Raw genomic sequence first — 18,613 nt, 5'->3', positions numbered from 1 at the left:
CGTCAATGCGCTTTCATGACCGAAAACCGATATGTCATCTCATTGCGATAGGTTTCGCCCGGCATGAGTCTGGCCGAGCCGAACGCAGGTTGGTTCGGTGTATCGGGAAAGCGCTGCGGTTCCAGCGCGAAGGCGTCGCCTTGTCGATAGATCCGATGCGACTTGCCTGACGTGGTGCCGTCCAGGAAGTTGCCCGAATAGAACTGCAGCCCTGGCTGGTTCGACCACAGCGACAGCACCCGGCCGCTTTTGGGATCGGTCACGCGCGCCACTTCGCGCGGCGCACGGGCGGTCTGCCGTGAAATGACCCAGTTGTGATCGTAGCCGCGTCCGAATACGAGCTGCTGGTCTCGCGCATCGCGGATGTCGCGGCCGATGGGCTTGGCCTTGCGGAAGTCGAAATCGGTGCCGGTCACCGCACGTACCTCGCCGGTGGGTATCGCCGTCGCGTCGGTCGGCAGGTAGGCGTCGCCCGCGATCATCAATTGTTGATCCATCACGCTGCCGGAACCCTCGCCCGCGAGGTTCCAGTACGTGTGATTGGTGATGTTGACGATGGTCGGCGCGTCGGTGGTGGCCGTGTAGGCGATGGTCAGCTCGTTACGGTCGTCGAGCGTGTAGGTCGCGGTGGCCGTAAGCTTGCCCGGGTAACCCTGGTCGCCATCGGGGCTCACGTAGGTAAGGGTGACGCTGGGGCGGTCGCCGGACTGCACGCGGGTCACGGTCCATAACACCTTGTCGAAACCGGTCGTGCCGCCGTGGAGCGAATTGGGGCCGTCGTTGACCGGCACCCGATAGGTCTTGCCGTCGAGGGTGAACGTGCCTTTCGCGATCCGATTGGCGTAGCGGCCGACGGTGTCCCCGAAATACTGCGGCTTGGCGAACGTGCCAGCGAGGTCGGGATAGCCCAGCACGATGTCGCCTGGCGTGCCCTCGCGGTCGGGCACTTCGAGGGCATAGAGCGCGGCGCCGAGGTTGAGCACCCGGGCCGTCATGCCATGGCCATTGCGCAGGGTGATCACCCGCACGTCGTGGCCGTCGGGCGTGACACCGAAGGATGCCTCGTTGGCATCGCCCGCCAGCGCCACGGCGGGCAGGGCCAGGAAGATCGCGACGGCCAGCGCCGCGTGTCGCTTGCTCATCGTCCGCTCCTTTCGCCTAGGGAAGGATGGACGACAGCATTTTGTCGGACAAATCACAAGGTGCGGCGCGTCATGGCCGCCCGATCGGGACGGGCGTCACGCCGTGGGCAGGCCCCGTGCCGTAAGGAACGCCCGCGCCTCTGCGGCGTCGCGTTCGAACCACGCGCGCGTCGATCCCAGGCGATAGGTATAGCCCCAGCGGTCCATGTCGTCCATGAGTCGCGCCGAGCCGACCGAGGGCAGGTGCCCGGCCAGCACGATCTGCAGGTAGCAGGTGGCGTCCTCTTCTTCGATCGAGTCGGTGGCGTCGGTGTGCACCTGGGCCCGCTTGTCCGGCGGCAGCACGAGGAGGTGGCAGGCTTCGTGCAGCAGGGAATGGACGGGGGTGTCCGGTCGTGCGTAGACGGTGCTGCCGATGATCCCGGCTTCGGTGTCGCCCCAGTAGCTGCCGGGGATGGGCTCGCCGTCGGCGACCGCCAGCAGCGTGAGCCCATGCCTGGCGAGCAGCTCGCGCGGCTCGTCGAATCCGATGGCGCCGACGCGAAGTACCGCGTCGGCGGGATCGGCGGCGGTCATGGGGCCGGCTTGCCGTCCGGCAGGGCGACGGAAAGCTCCAGCACCTCGTGGCCGCTGTCGCGCTCGAGGTTGATGTTCACGGCCTCGACGTCGACGTTGACGTACTTGCGGATGACTTCGAGCAGCTCGTTGCGCAGCAGCGGCAGGTAGTCGGGGCCGCCGCGCGTCGAGCGCTCCTGGGCGACGATGATGCGCAGGCGTTCCTTGGCGACGCCGGCGCTCGGTTCGGGCTTGCGCTTCAGGAAATCGAGGATGCCCATGCTTAACCTCCGAACACGCGCTTGAGGAAGCCCTTCTTCACCGGCTCGAGGAAGCGCAGCGGCCGGTCCTGGCCGAGGATGCGGGCGACGGTATCCTTGTACGCATGGCCGGCGTTGGAGTTGTCGTCGAGGATCACCGGCACGCCGGCGTTGGACGCGGCCAGCACGTTCTCGGATTCGGGGATCACGCCCACGACCGAGATGCCGAGGATGTCCTCGACGTCCTTCACGCTGAGCATCTCGCCCGCTTCGACGCGGTTGGGGTTGTAACGGGTGAGCAGCAGGTGCTGCTTGATCGGCGTCTCGCCCTTCTCGGCGCGGCGTGTCTTGCTCGAGAGCAGGCCCAGGATGCGATCGGAATCGCGCACCGACGATACCTCGGGGTTGACCACCACCACCGCGTGGTCGGCGAAGTACATCGCCAGGTGGGCGCCCTTTTCGATGCCGGCCGGGGAGTCGCAGACCACGTAGTCGAAGCCTTCGGCCTTCAGTTCGTCGAGCACCTTCTCGACGCCTTCCTGGGTGAGGGCGTCCTTGTCGCGCGTCTGCGACGCGGCGAGCACGTACAGGTTCTCGTGACGCTTGTCCTTGATGAGCGCCTGCTTGAGCGCGGCCTCGCCGTGCACGACGTTGACGAAGTCATACACCACGCGCCGCTCGCAACCCATGATGAGGTCGAGGTTGCGCAGGCCGACGTCAAAGTCGATGACCGCGACTTTCTTGCCCTCGAGGGCCAGGCCGGTGGCGAGGGAGGCGCTGGTGGTGGTCTTGCCGACCCCGCCCTTGCCGGAGGTGACGACGATGATTTCAGTCAAGGGATGTCTCCGCAAAATACGTTGGGATCGGCGTCAGAGGCGCGCGATCATGAGTTTTCCATCGTCGAGCCAGCATTGCACGGCCTGGCCCTCGAATTCCTTGGGAATGTCTTCGAACACGCGATAGTGGCCGGCGATAGCGACCAGCTCGGCACGGAAATCGGTGCAGAAGATGCGTGCCGACTCGTCGCCCTGCGCGCCGGCCATGGCGCGACCGCGCAGGCCGCCGTAGACGTGGATCGAGCCGTCGGCGATCACTTCGGCGCCGTTGGCCACGGCCGCCATCACCACGAGGTCGCGATCGCGCGCGTAGACCTGCTGCCCCGAACGCACCGCGCCGCCGATGTGCTGCTGCGCCGTGGACGGCGCGCCGCCCTCCTGGGGCGCGGCGGGCGGCGCCGCGTCGGCAGGCGCCTGTCGCGCCGGTGCCGGGGAGGGTTGCGCCGGCGGCGCCTCGCCCTGGCCGGGTTCGTACTGCGCGCGGAACTTCGCGATCAGCGGCAGGCCCATGCGCTCGGCGAGCGCTTCGGTCTCGCTGGTGCCGTAGGCCAGGCCAACGGGCAGCATGCCCGCCGAGCGGATCGCTTCGAGCAGGGCATCGACCATGCCGTCGTCGGGCAGGCGCTGAAGGTGTGACAGGTCGAGCACCACGGCGGTGCGCGCGAACATCTGCGGCGCGGAACGCACGCGGCGTTCGAGTTCTTCCACCAGCGCTGCGGCATCGACGCGGCGCACGCGTACGCAGGCGATGCCTACCTGGCCGAAGCGCAGGTCGCAGGCGGCTTCGAGGGACTCGGCGCGGGCGCTCATGCGCGCACCTCCGCATGCTGGCGGCCGCGCAGCCAGTCGACGTCGGGCAGTCCGCCGTGGTCGAGGTAGCGTTCGCGCACGAAGGGAAAGCTGGGCAGTTCACGGGCCAGCAGGCTCACTTTCGGACCGGACTCGCCCATCTGCTGTTGCCCGACTTCCTGGAAGCCCATGGTGCCGTGGAACAGCACGGTCTGGTCGTTACGGGGTTCGAGGAACACCTCGCAGGTCAGGAGCGGCACGCGTACCTCGGCAAAACTCTGGACATCGCAGTAAAAAACCCGGCCCAGCCCATGGCCCCGCGACTCGGGCGCGATCACGATGCGGTCGATGTACACGAAGCTCTCGTAATGGGACTGGAACCAGCGGAAATTGGGACTGTCGTACACGGCCGTCTCGCGCATGGCGATGAGGAAGCCGAGCAGACGGCCATCCTGTTCGGCCACGCGGAAATAATCGGCGATGTCGTACAGGTGGCGCAGCCGGCTGGGATCCGTGGCGAGGATGCTGGTGCCGCCGGCGTTGTTGAGCGCCAGCACGGCATCCAGATCGTGCTCGCGCACGTCGCGGATGGCAGGTGCCATTCGTTGCTCCGCAAGGATTCTGGGAAGAAGACGGCCCCGGGCCGCCGTGTGCCCGCATTATGACACGGTGGGCTGGGGCGTGGCGCGCGCCCTGTGGGTTGTAAAGGGGAGGTAAAAAACGGCCTTGGGGAGGGGAAGCGGGGGCGGCACGGCCGGCGTGCGCACGAGGGTGCGTGCAACGCCGTGCCGGCCCCGCGGCCGCCGTCGCGTTCCTCCCCTCAGACGCACGCCGGGAACAGGCCCCCACGTCCCGTCCCCCACCCCCGCCCCCGTGCCATCCGTCAGGTGGCGACGCCCCACCAAAGCCCTATGATGCCGGGCATGTCGACGATCCAGCTCAATCACGTCCGCCTGCTGAGGTACGCCACGTATTTCGTGTTCCTCTGCGTGGGCCTGCCCCTGTCGATCCAGCGGGTGGGCAACGGGCCCAACCAGATCGGCGACATGGCGCTGCTGATGTGGACCGCCTGTTACCTGGTGTTCGGGCTGGTCTACTGGTTGTTCACCCGTGATCTCGGCTTGCGCGTCGACGGGCTCACGCGCCTGACGGTGCTGCTGATCCTCACCGGCACGGCGCTCGCCGTGGGCGTGATCAGCAAGAGCGGCCTGGCCGCGTTGCTGCTCACGATCGTGGCGTCGGTGGTGCCCTGGCTGGTAAGCATGCCCATCGGCATGGCCTGGATGGTGGCCGCGCACCTCGCGCTGGTGCCGATGTTCATGAGTTTCCAGCTCACCTTTATCGCGGCGATGATGCAGTCGTGCCTGTATTTCGGTTTTTCGGCGCTGATGTTCATCACCTCGATGGTGGCGAACCAGCAGGCCGAGGAGCGCGAGGAGCTGCGCCGCCTGAATTCCGAACTGCGTGCCACCCGCGCGCTGCTCGCCGAATCCACCCGCATCGCCGAGCGCATGCGCATCGCGCGCGACCTGCACGATCTGGTCGGCCATCACCTCACCGCGCTCAGCCTCAACCTCGAGGTGGCGAGCCATCTCACCAACGACACCGCGCGCGAGCATGTGCTCAAGGCGCAGACCACGGCCAAGCAACTGCTCGCCGACGTACGCGAAGTGGTCAGCGAACTGCGCCAGGACGACGCCATCGACCTGACCCAGGCCTTGCGCAGCCTGACCGAGGGCGTGCCGGGGCTGGCCGTCCACCTGGGTATTCCGCAGCGCTTCGGGGTGGAAGACCCGCGTCGCGCGCAGATGCTGTTGCGCTGCGTGCAGGAAGTGCTCACCAACACCGTCCGCCACGCCAACGCCCGCCACCTGTGGCTGACCTTCCGCCACACCGGCCCTGACGAGCTGAGCCTCGAAGCGCGGGACGACGGGGTCGGGCCAGGCGAGGTGCGGCCCGGCAACGGCCTCAACGGCATGCGCGAGCGCCTGGCCGAGTTCGGCGGTACGCTCGAGATCGGTTCGACCGAAAGCGGCGGTTTCCGCCTCGTCGCGCGCCTGCCGCTGGGCCAGGAATCCACGCTGGCGCATGCGCCCGCCCGACCGCCCCTGGACACCCTGCACGCCGAAGGGCGCGACGGGCGACCTGCCACTCTTACCACCCACGTCGAGGGTCACCCATGATTTCCGTCTGCCTCGTTGACGACCAGAACCTGGTGCGCCAGGGCATCCGTTCGCTGCTCGACCTCGCCGGCGATATCCGGGTGGTGGCCGAGTGCGCCGACGGCGCCCAGGCCGTGCAGACGATTCCACAGGTGCGTCCCGACGTCGTGCTGCTCGACCTGCGCATGCCCAACATGAGCGGCCTGGAAGTGCTCCAGGCGCTGGGCGGCCGCAACGAGCTGCCGCCGACCATCATCCTCACCACCTTCGACGACGACCAGCTGGTGCTCTCCGGGCTGAAGGCCGGTGCCCGCGGCTATCTGCTCAAGGACGTCTCGCTCGACCAGCTGGTGGAAGCGGTGCGCACCGTCGCCGCCGGCGGCTCGCTGGTCGCCCCGATGGTCACCCAGCGTCTGCTCGCCGGGGTGGGGCGCATCCAGAACCAGTTCACCAGCCTCGAGCAGCCGGACCCCCTGACCGAGCGCGAGACGGAAATCCTCCGCCTGCTCTCCGGCGGCTACAGCAACAAGGAGATCGCCAACTCGCTGCGCGTGGCGGAGGGCACGGTGAAAAACCACGTGTCGAACATCCTTTCCAAGCTGGGCGTGCGCGACCGAACCCGGGCGGTGCTCAAGGCGCTGGAACTGGGCATCGTCTGACCCCGGGCTGACCGGCGGCGCCATCCGCCTATCTCCGGCCGAAAATCGGCTTGTGCCAGCTTGCAAAAAAGGGCAGGGGACCCAATGGCGTTCCCCGCCGGGAGCAAGTACCATCAAGCCTTTCGGCGCGGGCGAACCCCTGCCACGGGCCGATTCTTCAGGGGTGACCGCCGGTGGCCACAACCGCGCGGGGAGCCTGTTCAAAGACGTTCGGAGAACCGTGGAATGACGCGTCTGCTAGAATTCATTGTCGCCATCGTGATCGTCGCCGTGTTCGGCGTCATCGTTGGCGTCGCCATGCCCTCGACCGGACACGTCGAGCGTGAAATGCTCATCAGCAAGGATTTGCGCCAGGTCTACGACGTTTTCAGCAACTTCCGTCGTTTCCCTGATTACACCGTCCTTCGCTCGTTCGACCCCAAGGTCCAGTTCGAGATGTCGGGCAAGGCCTATGGCCCGGGCGCCAAGATCGCCTGGACCGCCGCCGACAAGAAGGTCGGTGACGGGTCCCTCGAAATCGCCTCCATCGATCCCTCGTTCGCCACCGTGACGGATGCCGGCAAGGGCACCATCGTGTGGAACCTCGAGAACGGCTGGCGCGGTCACGACAAGAAGTTCACCATCACCCTCGAGCGCACCGGTCGCAGCCAGAAGCTCGTGAAGGTGAACTGGGCCTACGACGTCACCTACGGCTGGAACCTGGTCGATCGCTTCTCGAACCTCTACATTCATGGGGATCCCGACGCGCTGATCCAGTTCAGCCTGTCGAACCTCCAGAACCTGATGGCTTCGATCCCGAACATCGACTACAGCAAGATGGTGCCGTCGATCGTCGAGCAGCCGGCCAAGCCGATCCTCTTCGTCTCCACCACGGCTCCGCGCACGCTCGACGACGTCGACACCGCGTCGGACAAGGCCATGGCCGAGATCCAGGCGGCTGCGAAGAAGCTTGGCGTGAACATCGTCAGCCCGCGCATCACGTTCACGACGAACTGGGGCGACCAGAACTACACCTTCGACGTCGCCGCCGAGATCGACAGCACCACGCTGAAGATCAACGGCCAGGATGTCGCGCTCACCGCCGCCCAGCGTCCTGCGCTCGACGCCGCCGCCCCGGCCGAGGCATCCACCGCCGCCGCGCCGGCCGCCGACGCCGCCGCCACCCCGGGCAGCAAGGACAAGCTCGGTCGCGTGATCGTCGATGGCAACGTCAAGGCCGTGCTGGCCTTCGGCGGCAAGGCCCTGATGACCGAGTGGAACGGCACCGGCGCTGGCCTGCCGCAGACCCGTCAGATGCTTGAAGCCTACTCGCAGACCCATGGCTACAAGTTCGACGACGTCACCTACCGTCCGTACGACATCCAGGTGAAGGCGCCGACGAACAACCACGGCACCGTCGAGGGTTACGACGAGCAGAAGTTCCAGATCTACCTGCCGCTGCAGGGCGACAACCTCCCGGACCAGACCCCGGAGCAGGAAGCCGGCATGAAGCAGCCTGGCCTGGACGCGGCGCCGGCCGGTTCGTCCTCGGCCCCGGCCCCGGCGGGCACCGCCCCGGCCCCGGCCAGCACGGCCGCCGCGCCGTAAGCTTCGGTTTGCCGATGTGATGAGAAGCCCCGCCGGCGACGGTGGGGCTTTTTCTTTATCGGGGTTGGGGGATGGGAAGTGGAGGCGGCGCAGCCGTCGTGCGCCTGGGGCAGCCGGCACCGCTGCGGTGGCCTCGAGGTCAGCGCAGGCTATCGGTCACCTCATGCGCGCGTCGGCCGCTTCGCCCCCACTTCCCATCTCCTGCACTGCCCACCCCGCCTGCTCCCGCCACTCCCCGTCCGCTACACTCCCTGCCAATGATCGAAGCCGACCGACTGACCCGCTGCTACGGCCCGCTGACCGCGGTCGATTCGCTGAGCCTTCGTGCCGAGCCCGGGCAAGTGCTGGGCCTGCTGGGGCCGAACGGTGCGGGTAAGTCGACGGCCATGCGGATGATCGCGGGGTTTCTCACCCCCACCTCGGGCACGGCCCGCGTCTGTGGGCACGACGTGCGCAGGGAACCCCTCGCGGCCAAGCGTGCGCTGGGCTACCTGCCCGAGGGCGCGCCGAGCTACGCCGAGATGACGGTGCGCGAGTTCCTCGTGTTCATGGCGCGGGTACGCGGCCTTGATCGCGACGTGGCCTACCGCCGTTTCGACGAGGTGGTGATGCGGCTGGAACTCGACGAGGTGCTGGAGCAGAGCATCGGCACGTTGTCGAAGGGCCTGCGCCGCCGCGTTGGCCTGGCCCAGGCGATCCTCCACGATCCGCCCGTGCTCATGCTCGATGAACCGACCGACGGCCTCGATCCTAACCAGAAGCATTCCGTGCGCATGCTCATCGATGCCATGGCGCGCGAGCGCACCATCCTGATCTCTACGCACCTGCTCGAAGAGGTGCACGCGCTGTGCAATCGCGTGGCGATCATCGCCAACGGCCGGTTGCTCGCCGACGCGACACCCGCCGAGCTCGAAGCCCGCTCGCGCTACCACGGGGCCGTCTCGTTCAGCGCCGCCGGTAGCGCCATTTCGCGCGAGATGCTCGCGCGCATTCCGGGCGTGTCGATGGTCGAGGTCGATCCGCTGGATGGCCGCGTCACCGTGTTTCCCAAGGCGGGTCAGCCGATCCTCGATGACGTGCAGAGCCTCTTGCGCACGCAGAACCTCGAAGTGTCTGAAATCCAGCTCGAACGTGGCCGCCTCGACGAGGTCTTCCGCCAGATCACCACCGCGCCACGGGGAGGCCAGGCATGAGCGCGGTCTCGGCCATCGCCCGGCGCGAACTGGGTAGCTACTTCGTCACCCCGGTGGCGTACGTGTTCATGGTCATCTTTCTGGTGATGGCGGGGCTGCTCACCTTCTACACCGGCGATTTCTACGGGCGCGGGCTTGCCGACCTGCAACCGTTCTTCGACATGCATCCCTGGCTCTACCTCGTGCTCGTGCCCGCCTCGACCATGTCGATGTGGGCCGAGGAGCGGGCCTCCGGCACGATGGAGCTGCTGCTCTCGTTGCCGGTGACGATCTCGCAGGCGGTGCTGGGCAAGTTCCTGGCCGCCTGGGTCTTCATCGGCATCTGCCTGGCCCTGACCTTTCCCATGTGGATCATCGTCAACTACCTCGGCGACCCCGACAACGGGGTGATCCTGGCGGGCTACGTGGGCAGCTGGCTCATGGCGGGCGCGTTTCTTTCGATCGGCGCGTGCATGTCGACCGTGACGCGCAGCCAGGTGGTGGCCTTCATCCTCACCGCGTCCGTGTGTTTCCTGCTCCTGCTCATCGGCCAGCCGCAGGTGCTCGATTTCCTCCAGGACACGGTGCCGCCCAAACTTATCGGCGCGATGGGCCAGCTCAGCATCTCGCGCCACGCGGCGTCGATCGCACGGGGCGTGCTGGACCTGCGTGACCTCGTGTACTTTTTCGCGACCATCGTCGCCTGGCTCACCGCCAGCGTGGTGATGATCGACCTCAAGAGGACGCGCTGACGCCATGCGTAAGCCGCACCTCACACGCTCGTTTCTCCTGCGGCTGTCGCTGGCCGGGGTTGCACTGTTGTTCCTGGTGGTGATCGGCGTCAGCTCGCTGTCGCTGCGCACGGCCCGGGTCGACCTCACGGCCGACCGCATCTACACGCTCACGCCCGGCACGGAAAAGATCGTCGATGGCCTGCGCGAGCCGGTGACACTCACGCTGTATTTTTCCGAGCACGCCACGCGCGACCTCCCGCAGCTGCGCAGCTACGAGCAGCGTGTGCAGGAGATGCTTCGCGAGATGGCCGTGCGGGCGCATGGGCGCATCCGCTTCCGGGTGATCGACCCGGTGCCGTACTCCGACGACGAGGACGCGGCGCAGAGCTATGGGCTCACGCCGGCCACGGGCGGCAGCAACGGCGAGCGCGTGTTCTTCGGCCTCGTGGGCACGGGCGGGCAGGGCGAGGTACCGCCGCAGTCCATCGCATTCTTCGACCCCGCCCGCGAAGCCTTCGTCGAATACGACATCGCCAAGTTGCTCTACGAACTGGGCATGCCGAAGAAGCCGCGCCTGGGCATCGTCAGTTCGCTCCCGGTCGAGGGCAACCTCGTGATCGGCGAGCCCGCCTGGGCGGCGGTGCACCAGCTCGACCAGCTCGCCGACGTCGTTTCCATCGATCCGCAGGGACTGACCCGCATCGATCCGTCGATCAAGCTGCTTTTGCTCATCCACCCGAAGAAACTCTCCGACGACGCGCTCTACGCGATCGACCAATATGTGCTGCGCGGCGGACGTCTCGCCGTGTTCGTCGACCCCGACGCGGAGATGGATCCCGCTCCCCTGGTGGATTCCCATGGCGTGGTCGACGACCATGACTCCGATCTGCGCCGCCTCTTCGAGGCGTGGGGCGTGGTCTACGATCCGGCGAAGGTCGTGCTCGACCGATCGCAGGCCCTCACCATCGAGCTCAACGGCAATACGGTCGCCCACCCGGCGATGCTCGGCCTGGGCACGCAAGACCTCAACCACGACGATGTCGTCACCGCCAGCCTGCAGCGGGTGAACGTCTCCACCGCCGGCTTCTTCGACCTGGCGCCCGACACGCGGGCGCGCCTGCTGCCGCTCGTGCAGACCTCGGACGACGCCATGGTCGTGCCCGCGCAGCGTGCGCGCGAGGCCGCGGCCGATCCTTCCAGTCTGCTTGAAAATTACCAACCCACCCACGACCGCTACGTGCTCGCGGCGCGCCTGCGCGACGTCTTCCACACGGCGTTTCCCGAACGCCACGAGGCCGGCCACCTCAACGTCGCCGCGGCGCCCGGCGACATCGTGCTGGTGGCCGACACCGACATGCTCTCCGACCGCCTGTGGATCGACGTGCAGCCCCTCCTGGGCCAGCAGCAGCTGACGCCATTCGCGAACAACGGCGACTTCGTCGCCAACATCGTCGACAACCTCGGCGGGTCGAGCGAATTGCTGTCGATCCGCGGTCGGGCCAACCTGCAGCGACCGTTCACCAAGGTGCGGGCGCTCCAGGCGGCCGCCGACCGCAAGTTCCTGGCGAAGAAACGCGAGCTCGAAAACGAGCTGTACGAAACGCAGCGTCGGCTGTCCGAACTGCAGCCGGCCAAGGGCAATACCGCGGGCGCGGCGACCGCCGAGCAGCGCCGCGAGGTCGAGAAATACCTCCAGCGCAAGCTCGCCATCGGCAAGGAACTGCGCGACGTGCAGCATCAGCTCAACGCGGAGATCGATGCACTGGGCCTTCGGCTGAAGTTCATCGGCATCGTGTTGGTGCCGGCGCTCGTCGCGCTCGGCGGCCTTATCTACGGTTGGCGACGCTCGCGTCGCGGCCGGCGCACGGTGTAGCGGTGACCGCCGACCTGCTGAAGTGGATCGTGCCCTGGGAGTTCTCCTGGGTGTTCCTCACATGCTTCGCCGTCGCGGCCTACCTCTACGCGATCGGGTCGCGTCGCCTGCGCGTGCCCCTTTGGCGGCGAGCGACCTTCTGGGCCGGCATGGCCATGGTCTATGTGTCGCTGCACACCTATTTCGACTACTACGCCGAGCATGAGTTCTTCATGCATCGCATCCAGCAGGTGCTGCTGCATCACCTCGCGCCCTTGCTGATCATCGCCGCCTACCCCGGCACCGCGCTGCGCGCGGGCCTTCCCCTGCGCTTTCGCATCGCGCTGCGCCGTGTGTGCCGCAGCCTTGCCGGACGCGTGGCCTCCCGCGTGCTGTTGCATCCGGCGCTGGTCACGGTGGCGTTCGTCGCCTTCATCGTCGTCTGGCTCATCCCCGACATGCAGACGCTGGCGATGCTCGACTGGCGCATCTATCGCGCCATGAACTGGTCGATGGTCGCGTCGGGCCTGGCCTACTGGTGGCTGGTGCTCGACCACCGTCCGAAGCCGCCGGGGCGCCTGTCGCCCGGCCTCCGCGTGCTGTCGCCCGCGATCACGATGACCCCGCAGATCCTCGCCGGTGCCATCGTCACGTTCTCGCGCACCGATCTTTACCCGATCTTCGAGATCTGCGGACGCGCGTTCACCTTGAACGTGCTGACCGGCCAGCTGATCGGCGGCGTCATCATGTGGGTGCCGGCCGCGATGATCGAGAGCGCGGGCGGCCTGCTCGCCCTTCGGCAGTGGTTGCGCCTGTCGCGACGGGGGCGCCTGCCCAAGCGGACACCCCCGCGCCGGATCGTCGTCGCGCCTCAGTAGGCCTTCGGCACCTTCAGCGCTTTCACCTCGACCTTGTCCTTCTTCGGCTTGCCGTCCAGCGGCGGCAGCTCGATCTCGGCCTGCGGGCACATCGTGTCCGGCAGCTGGTCGAGCAGGTGCCGGATGAGGTTGAGACGGCCGATCTTCTGGTCGTTGTAGTCGGCGATGAACCAGGGGGCGTGCTTGCTATGCGTGCGTTCGATCATCGTGTCGCGCAGCTCGCTCATCTGGCCGTATTTCTCGCGTCCCTTGAGATCGACGGGCGATAGCTTCCAGCGCTTGAGCGGATCGTCCGCGCGCTCGGCGAAGCGTTCTTCCTGGATGTCCTGGTCGACCGTCAGCCAATACTTGAACAGCAGGATGCCGTCGTCGGTGAGGAGTTTCTCGAACGTGGGGCAGGCGTCCATGAAGGCGTCGTATTGGTCCGGCGTGCAAAAGCCCATGGCCGGTTCCACCACCGCCCGGTTGTACCAGCTGCGGTCGAAAAGCACGAGTTCGCCGGCCGCGGGCAGATGCGGCACGTAGCGCTGGAAATACCACTGGCTCTCCTCGGCCTGCGAGGGCTTGCCCAGCGCCACCACGCGCGCGGCGCGGGTGTCGAGCTTGTCCGTGATGGCCTTGATCGTGCCGCCCTTGCCGGCGGCGTCGCGGCCTTCGAAGATCACCACCATGCGCTTGCCGGTGGCGCGCAACCATCGGGTGAGACCCACGAGTTCGATCTGGAGGTCTTCCAGCGCGTGCTCGTACTTCTTCTTTTTCTTGCCCATCGGACCACTCCTCGAAAGAGGCGGTCACTATGCCCCAGGTCGCGTCACGGCCGGGTGGTCTCCTCGCCGGGCAAGGAAGCGGCCGCGGCTCAGCCGCCCGCCGTCAGCGTCTGCAACTCGTCGGCCTGGTGCTCGCGTGTCAGCGTATCGACCAGTTCGTCGAGGTCGCCCTGCATGACCTCGGCCAGCCGATAGAGGGTGAGGTTGACGCGGTGGTCGGTGATCCGGCCCTGCGGAAAGTTGTAGGTGCGGATGCGCTGGCTGCGGTCGCCCGAACCCACCTGGAGACGGCGCGATTCGGCCTGCGCGGCGCTCTGCTTGCTGCGCTCGGCGTCCAGCAGGCGCGCCTTCAGCAGGCTCATGGCGCGGGCGCGGTTCTTGTGCTGGCTGCGCTCGTCCTGGCATTCCACCACGGTGCCGGTTGGCAGGTGGGTGATGCGGATGGCGGAGTCGGTCTTGTTGACGTGCTGGCCGCCCGCGCCGGAGGCGCGGAAGGTGTCCACCTTGAGGTCGCCGTCACGGATCTCGATGTCGTCCACCTCGTCCTGCTCGGGGAGGATCGCCACGGTGGCGGCCGAGGTGTGGATGCGGCCCTGCGATTCGGTTTCCGGCACGCGCTGCACGCGATGCGTGCCCGACTCGAACTTCAGCCGGGAATACGCGCCGCGCCCTTCGATGCGTGCCACGATTTCCTTGTAGCCGCCGTGCTCGCCGTCGTTCGCGTTGAGGATTTCCACGTGCCAGCGCTGGCGTTCGGCGTACCGCGCGTACATGCGGAACAGATCGCCGGCGAAGATCGCGGCCTCGTCGCCGCCGGTGCCCGCGCGCACTTCGAGGAACAGGTTGCCCTCGTCCCGCGGGTCTTTGGGCAGCAGCAGGATCTGCAACTCGCCGTCGAGCTCGGCGAGGCGCCGCTCGATGCGTTCGATGTCGTCGGCCGCCATCTCGCGCATGTCCGGATCGTCCAGCATGGCCCGGGTGTCCGCCAGTTCGCGCTCGGCGGCGTCGTGTTCCTTCAGCGAGGCGGCCACCGGCTCGAGCTGGGCGTACTCCCGCGACAACTCGCGGAAGCGGTTGCCGTCGGCGAGCACGTCGGGCTGGGCCAGCAGCAGGCCGACCTCCTCGTGGCGTTCGGCGAGGGCTTCGAGTTTGCGGCGGATCGACGGGGTCATGGGCTGCACGAGGGACGGCGGTAGCCGCACATCATGCGGAAACCTCGTCGTCCGGGTCCAGTCCGTAGAGTCGGCCGGCGGCGTGCAGGAGCTCGAGGTCGCCCGACAGGGCGGCGTCGCGCAGGCGCGCGCTGGGTCCGTGCAGCAGCTTGTTGGTCAGGGTGTTCGCCAGAAACGCCAGGGCCTCGTCGGCGGTACGGCCCCGGGCCAGCATGGCCTGGGCCTTGGCGAGCACCTCGTCGCGCTGGGCTTCGGCGGCCGTACGCATGTCCACCGCCGGATTGCGCAGGGTGAGCGCGCGGCGCCAGGCCATGTAACGATCGACCTGGAGATCGATGATGGCGTCGGCCTCGCGGGCGGCCAGCTCGCGGGAGCGGCGGTTCTCGTCGATCACCTGCTTGAGGTCGTCGATGCCGTAGAGGTAGACGTCGTCGAGCTGGGCCACGTCGGGCTCGATGTCGCGGGGCACCGCGATGTCCACCATGAACATCGGGCGGCGCCGGCGCTCGGCGATCGCGCCGGCGACCATGCTTCGGGTGACCACGGGTTGTCGCGACGCGGTGGAGCTGATGACGATGTCGGCCTCGGCCAGGTGGCGGGGCAGGTCGGCCAGGGCGATGGCATAGCCGCCGTAGCGACCGGCCAGGTCGTGGGCGTTCTCCAGCGTGCGGTTGGCCACGAGCAGGCGGCGTACGCGCTTGTCCGCGAGATGGCGCGCGGCCAGTTCGATGGTCTCGCCCGCGCCGATCAGCAGCACGCAGGCGTCGCGCAGGTCGGCGAACACCTGTTCGGCCAGGCGCACGGCCGTGTAGGCCACCGAAACCGTGTTCGCACCGATGCGCGTGTCCGTGCGCACTCGCTTGGCCACGGCGAAGGTGTGTTGCAGCAGGCGCTCCATCGGGGCGCGCAGCACCTGCGCGTTGCGCGCCTGCTGGTAGGCATCCTTTACCTGGCCGAGGATCTGCGGCTCGCCCAGCACCATGGAGTCGAGCCCCGTGGCGACGCGGAACATGTGCCGCACGGCGTCCTGTTCGTCGTGCCGGTAGAGGAACTCGTCCAGGCGTTGCGGAGTCAACCGGTGCTGACGGGAGAGCCATTGGCCCGGCACGCCTTCGGCACCCTCGGCCACGCTGCAGTACAGCTCGGTGCGATTGCAGGTGGAGAGGATCATCGCCTCTTCGATGCCGGGCTGGCGGGCGAGGTCGCCCAGCGCGTCGGGTGCCGCCGCGGCGTCGAACGCCACCTGTTCGCGCAGCGTGACCGGCGCGGTGAGGTGATTGAGCCCGAGGGCGATGAGTGGCATGACGGGCTTGGGTCGGTAGCGTCGGCTAAGCTAAGGGCGCATTGTGCGCACACGGGGCGACCGCATCTTCAGACGGCGCCTGTGGAAAAACGACGGAGACTAGTGTGCTGAGCGGTCGGTCCAAGTTCAAGCGAGTGCGGCATTTTGTGGCCCTGTGGGTGCTCGGCGCGGGCCTTGCCGGTTGCGCCGCCACGGCCACCCGGCCCGAAGCGCCCAAAACGCTGCGCACCGGCGCCCAGCCCCTGGATCGCCTCCAGGTGGCGATCGTGCCGCCCGAGCGTGACCTCGAGGCGCAGGTCATGGCCGGCGACTTCGCCATCGCCAACAACGATCTCAGCGCTGCCGCGACGGCCTACGGTCGGGCTGCCGAGCTCACCGACGACGCCACCGTGGCCGCCCGCGCCGCGGAACTCGCCCTTGCCGTGCACGACCAGGATCTCGCTGCCAAGGCGCTCGACCGGTGGGCGAGGCTCGGGGCGAAGCCGCTCGAACTCGCCGAGGGACGCGCCCGCATGGCCCTCGACCGGGGCGACACGCCCGAGGCGGAGCGCCAGCTCAACGCGATGATCGCCACCGGCGACCCCGACGCGTGGCGCGAGTTCGGCCGCACCCTGGCGATGGCCCGCGACGCCGCCCAGGCCGGCCAGTTGCTCGAACGCCTCGCCACACCGCAGCGCCTGCCCAACGACTCCGCGGCCTGGGTCGCGATGAGCGGACTGGGCGAGACGCTGGGCCGGCACGACTACGCCAGGACCCTCGGTGAAGCGGCCCTGGCCCGCTTCCATGACGGCAACACCTACGCCTGGGCCGCCCAGCAGAAGCTCGGCGCGGGCGATCGCGCGGGCGCGAAAAAGCTGCTTGCCAAGGCCGTGGCGAGCGACCGGACGAATCCCCGCCTGCGCCTGGCCTACGCCACCCTGATCGCGCAGGACGGCGACGACAAGGGCGCCGCCCGTGTGCTGGCGGCGGGGCCGCAGGATCCCGACACCTACACGATGCGCATGGGCCTCGCGGCCCGCGCCAACGATAAGCCGGCGCTCGCCCGCCTCTATGACGAGATCCAGAATCGTCCCGACGACGTGCAGACGGCCAACGCGTATACCCTTGGCCAGTTGGCCGAGATCCTCGGCAAGCTCGACGACGCGCTCGACTGGTACGCCGCCGTGGGCGATGACGATCCCCGCGATTTCGACGCATCGGTCCGCAGCGCCGTGGTGCTCCACCGGCAGGGCAAGGACGACGACGCCCACGCCGTCGTCGCCGACCTTGAAACCGCCTACGCCGATCGCCCCGACGCGCTGCGCAAGGCGTTCGGTGTGGACGCCGAACTCTACATGGACAGCGGCCGCTACGCGGATGCCGCCTCCGCCTACGACAAGGCGCTGCGGGTCAAGCCGGACGATCCCGACATGCTCTACGGACGCGGCCTGGCATACGCGGAGGCCGGACAGACCGAGCAGGCGGTGACCGACCTGCGCAAGGTGCTGGCGATCAAGCCCGGCGACGTCGAAGCCAGCAACGCGCTGGGCTACACGCTGGCCGATGCGGGGCGCGACCTGGTCGAGGCACAGGCACTCATCGAGGCGGCGCGCGCGGCCCGGCCCGACGATCCGTCGGTGGCCGATTCCTGGGGGTGGCTGAAATTCCGCCAGGGCCAGCTCGACCAGGCCGAGAGTACCCTGCGCGGCGCGTGGACCCAGCGCAAGGACGCCGATATCGGCGTGCACCTGGCCGAAGTGCTCTGGTCACGCGGCGAGCACGACGAAGCCCGCAAGGTGCTCGACGAGGTGCGTCGCATCGATCCGAAAAACGCCTCGCTCGAGAAGACCGAGCGCAAACTCAACCCGTAAGGTCCCCCACCGGGATGCGGTCCCGTGCGCCGGCCGGCAGATGCATCTTTCGCCCCAGGCCGCCCGGTCGGCGGCCTCGGTGGCCACCGTGAAGCGATGATCCGAATGAGCCACGTCCGACACCTCCTGGCGGCCCTGCCGCTCCTGTTCCTCGCCGCCTGCGCGACCACCCGGCCACCGGTGCGCCAGCCCGGCGACGCGGTCACCCTCGGCATGCAGGAAGCGCGTGAACGCGGCCTGGGCGACACCGACCACTGGACCCTGCAGGGCCGTCTCGGCGTATCCGACGGCAAGGACTCCGGCTCGGGTAGCCTGACATGGCAGCAGGACGGCGATCGCTACGACTTCACCGTCCGCGCGCCGGTCACCGGGCGCAGCTTCCGTCTCGTGGGCGGTCCGGGTGGCGCCGATCTCGAGGGCCTCGACGGGGGCACCCGGCACGGGCCCGACGCCGAGACACTGATGGCCACGGCGGTCGGTTGGCAGATTCCCATGGCTGAACTGCGCCGTTGGGTGCTCGGCCTCCGCGCCGACACGGGGCCCGCCGATATCGCCTTCGGCGCGGATCGTCTCCCCTCGCGGCTCGTCCAGGACGGCTGGACAGTCGACTACAAGGATTGGGACACCACCCGCCAGCCGGCCATGCCCACCCGGGTCTTCGCCGAAAAGCCGCCCTTCAAGGTCCGGCTCTCCATCGAAACGTGGCAGCTCGCCCGGTAGCCTCCCCGCCAGCGGTGGCTTCCCTTGTCCCGATGTGCCCGAGGTTCGCCGGCGCGCCCACGCCGACGCCTCGTGGTTCCCGTGGGTAGGAGCGGACGCTGTCCGCGAATCTCCGGTATGTCAAAGGCGAACGAAGCCAGGCATCCATCCGGGCGGCGACCCACCACGCCGCCGT

General features: G+C 68.1%; 18 protein-coding genes. 9 read left to right on the top strand and 9 right to left on the bottom strand.

From position 1 onward, the window contains the following. Positions 1–2 precede the first annotated feature (2 nt). The 6 genes from PI246_RS08485 to PI246_RS08460 form a co-directional block, all read right to left on the bottom strand. Positions 3–1,142, bottom strand: coding sequence for an aldose epimerase family protein (locus PI246_RS08485; protein ID WP_320550826.1), 1,140 nt, complete (start codon positions 1,140–1,142; stop codon positions 3–5). Between the two features lie 96 nt (positions 1,143–1,238). After that, a complete protein-coding gene (locus PI246_RS08480) occupies positions 1,239–1,718 on the bottom strand; it encodes a hypothetical protein (RefSeq protein ID WP_320550825.1) in 480 nt (159 codons plus the stop codon). Next, the gene (gene minE, locus PI246_RS08475; RefSeq protein ID WP_320550824.1) at positions 1,715–1,978 is read right to left on the bottom strand and encodes a cell division topological specificity factor MinE; all 264 of its coding nucleotides are present in this window, start codon (positions 1,976–1,978) and stop codon (positions 1,715–1,717) included. Before minE ends, PI246_RS08480 begins: the two co-directional genes overlap by 4 nt. 2 nt (positions 1,979–1,980) lie before the next feature. Then, positions 1,981–2,793 (bottom strand): septum site-determining protein MinD, encoded by an 813-nt coding sequence (minD, locus tag PI246_RS08470; RefSeq protein ID WP_320550823.1) that lies wholly within the window; start codon positions 2,791–2,793, stop codon positions 1,981–1,983. A gap of 33 nt (positions 2,794–2,826) precedes the next feature. Continuing rightward, positions 2,827–3,603 carry a septum site-determining protein MinC gene (minC, locus tag PI246_RS08465; protein WP_320550822.1) on the bottom strand — a complete coding sequence of 259 codons (777 nt, stop codon included), beginning with the start codon at positions 3,601–3,603 and terminating at the stop codon, positions 2,827–2,829. Further along, positions 3,600–4,184, bottom strand: coding sequence for a GNAT family N-acetyltransferase (locus PI246_RS08460; protein ID WP_320550821.1), 585 nt, complete (start codon positions 4,182–4,184; stop codon positions 3,600–3,602). Before PI246_RS08460 ends, minC begins: the two co-directional genes overlap by 4 nt. 321 nt (positions 4,185–4,505) lie before the next feature. Here PI246_RS08460 and PI246_RS08455 point away from each other — a divergent pair, with 321 nt between their 5' ends. The 7 genes from PI246_RS08455 (at position 4,506) to PI246_RS08425 (ending at position 12,626) form a co-directional block, all read left to right on the top strand. Continuing rightward, positions 4,506–5,765, top strand: a complete 1,260-nt coding sequence (locus PI246_RS08455; RefSeq protein WP_407069793.1) for a sensor histidine kinase — start codon at positions 4,506–4,508, stop codon at positions 5,763–5,765. After that, complete coding sequence (locus tag PI246_RS08450; protein WP_144915358.1) at positions 5,762–6,403, top strand: response regulator; 642 nt, start codon at positions 5,762–5,764, stop codon at positions 6,401–6,403. Before PI246_RS08455 ends, PI246_RS08450 begins: the two co-directional genes overlap by 4 nt. A 225-nt stretch (positions 6,404–6,628) precedes the next feature. Further along, positions 6,629–7,990: an SRPBCC family protein gene (locus tag PI246_RS08445; RefSeq protein ID WP_320550820.1), complete on the top strand. Its 1,362-nt coding sequence runs from the start codon at positions 6,629–6,631 to the stop codon at positions 7,988–7,990. Positions 7,991–8,247: 257 nt separating this feature from the next. Beyond that, complete coding sequence (locus tag PI246_RS08440) at positions 8,248–9,183, top strand: ABC transporter ATP-binding protein (RefSeq protein ID WP_320550819.1); 936 nt, start codon at positions 8,248–8,250, stop codon at positions 9,181–9,183. Further along, a complete protein-coding gene (locus tag PI246_RS08435; RefSeq protein WP_320550818.1) occupies positions 9,180–9,914 on the top strand; it encodes an ABC transporter permease subunit in 735 nt (244 codons plus the stop codon). The genes PI246_RS08440 and PI246_RS08435 overlap by 4 nt, the downstream gene beginning before the upstream one ends. Positions 9,915–9,918: 4 nt before the next feature. Then, positions 9,919–11,769 (top strand): GldG family protein, encoded by a 1,851-nt coding sequence (locus PI246_RS08430; protein WP_320550817.1) that lies wholly within the window; start codon positions 9,919–9,921, stop codon positions 11,767–11,769. A 2-nt stretch (positions 11,770–11,771) separates the two neighbouring features. Next, positions 11,772–12,626 carry a cytochrome c oxidase assembly protein gene (locus PI246_RS08425; RefSeq protein WP_320550816.1) on the top strand — a complete coding sequence of 285 codons (855 nt, stop codon included), beginning with the start codon at positions 11,772–11,774 and terminating at the stop codon, positions 12,624–12,626. Here PI246_RS08425 and ppk2 read toward each other — a convergent pair. From ppk2 to hemA, 3 genes are all read right to left on the bottom strand, one after another. Further along, positions 12,620–13,393 (bottom strand): polyphosphate kinase 2, encoded by a 774-nt coding sequence (gene ppk2, locus PI246_RS08420; protein ID WP_320550815.1) that lies wholly within the window; start codon positions 13,391–13,393, stop codon positions 12,620–12,622. The two genes, PI246_RS08425 and ppk2, sit on opposite strands and share 7 nt — an antisense overlap. Before the next feature lie 89 nt (positions 13,394–13,482). After that, positions 13,483–14,565, bottom strand: a complete 1,083-nt coding sequence (prfA, locus tag PI246_RS08415; RefSeq protein WP_320550814.1) for a peptide chain release factor 1 — start codon at positions 14,563–14,565, stop codon at positions 13,483–13,485. Between the two features lie 31 nt (positions 14,566–14,596). After that, complete coding sequence (gene hemA, locus PI246_RS08410; protein ID WP_320550813.1) at positions 14,597–15,868, bottom strand: glutamyl-tRNA reductase; 1,272 nt, start codon at positions 15,866–15,868, stop codon at positions 14,597–14,599. Positions 15,869–15,972: 104 nt separating this feature from the next. On the opposite strand from hemA, the gene PI246_RS08405 reads away from it, so the two are divergent. Next, a complete protein-coding gene (locus PI246_RS08405) occupies positions 15,973–17,718 on the top strand; it encodes a tetratricopeptide repeat protein (RefSeq protein ID WP_320550812.1) in 1,746 nt (581 codons plus the stop codon). A gap of 105 nt (positions 17,719–17,823) precedes the next feature. Further along, on the top strand, positions 17,824–18,438 hold the full coding sequence (gene lolB / locus PI246_RS08400) for a lipoprotein insertase outer membrane protein LolB (RefSeq protein WP_320550811.1): 615 nt from the start codon (positions 17,824–17,826) through the stop codon (positions 18,436–18,438). Positions 18,439–18,613 lie beyond the last annotated feature (175 nt).

It is taken from the genome of Luteibacter sahnii, from assembly GCF_034063545.1.
GTDB classification, from domain to species: domain Bacteria; phylum Pseudomonadota; class Gammaproteobacteria; order Xanthomonadales; family Rhodanobacteraceae; genus Luteibacter; species Luteibacter sahnii.
The sequence above is the reverse complement of the archived record's forward strand: the minus strand, read 5'-3'. Positions and strand labels throughout refer to the sequence as shown.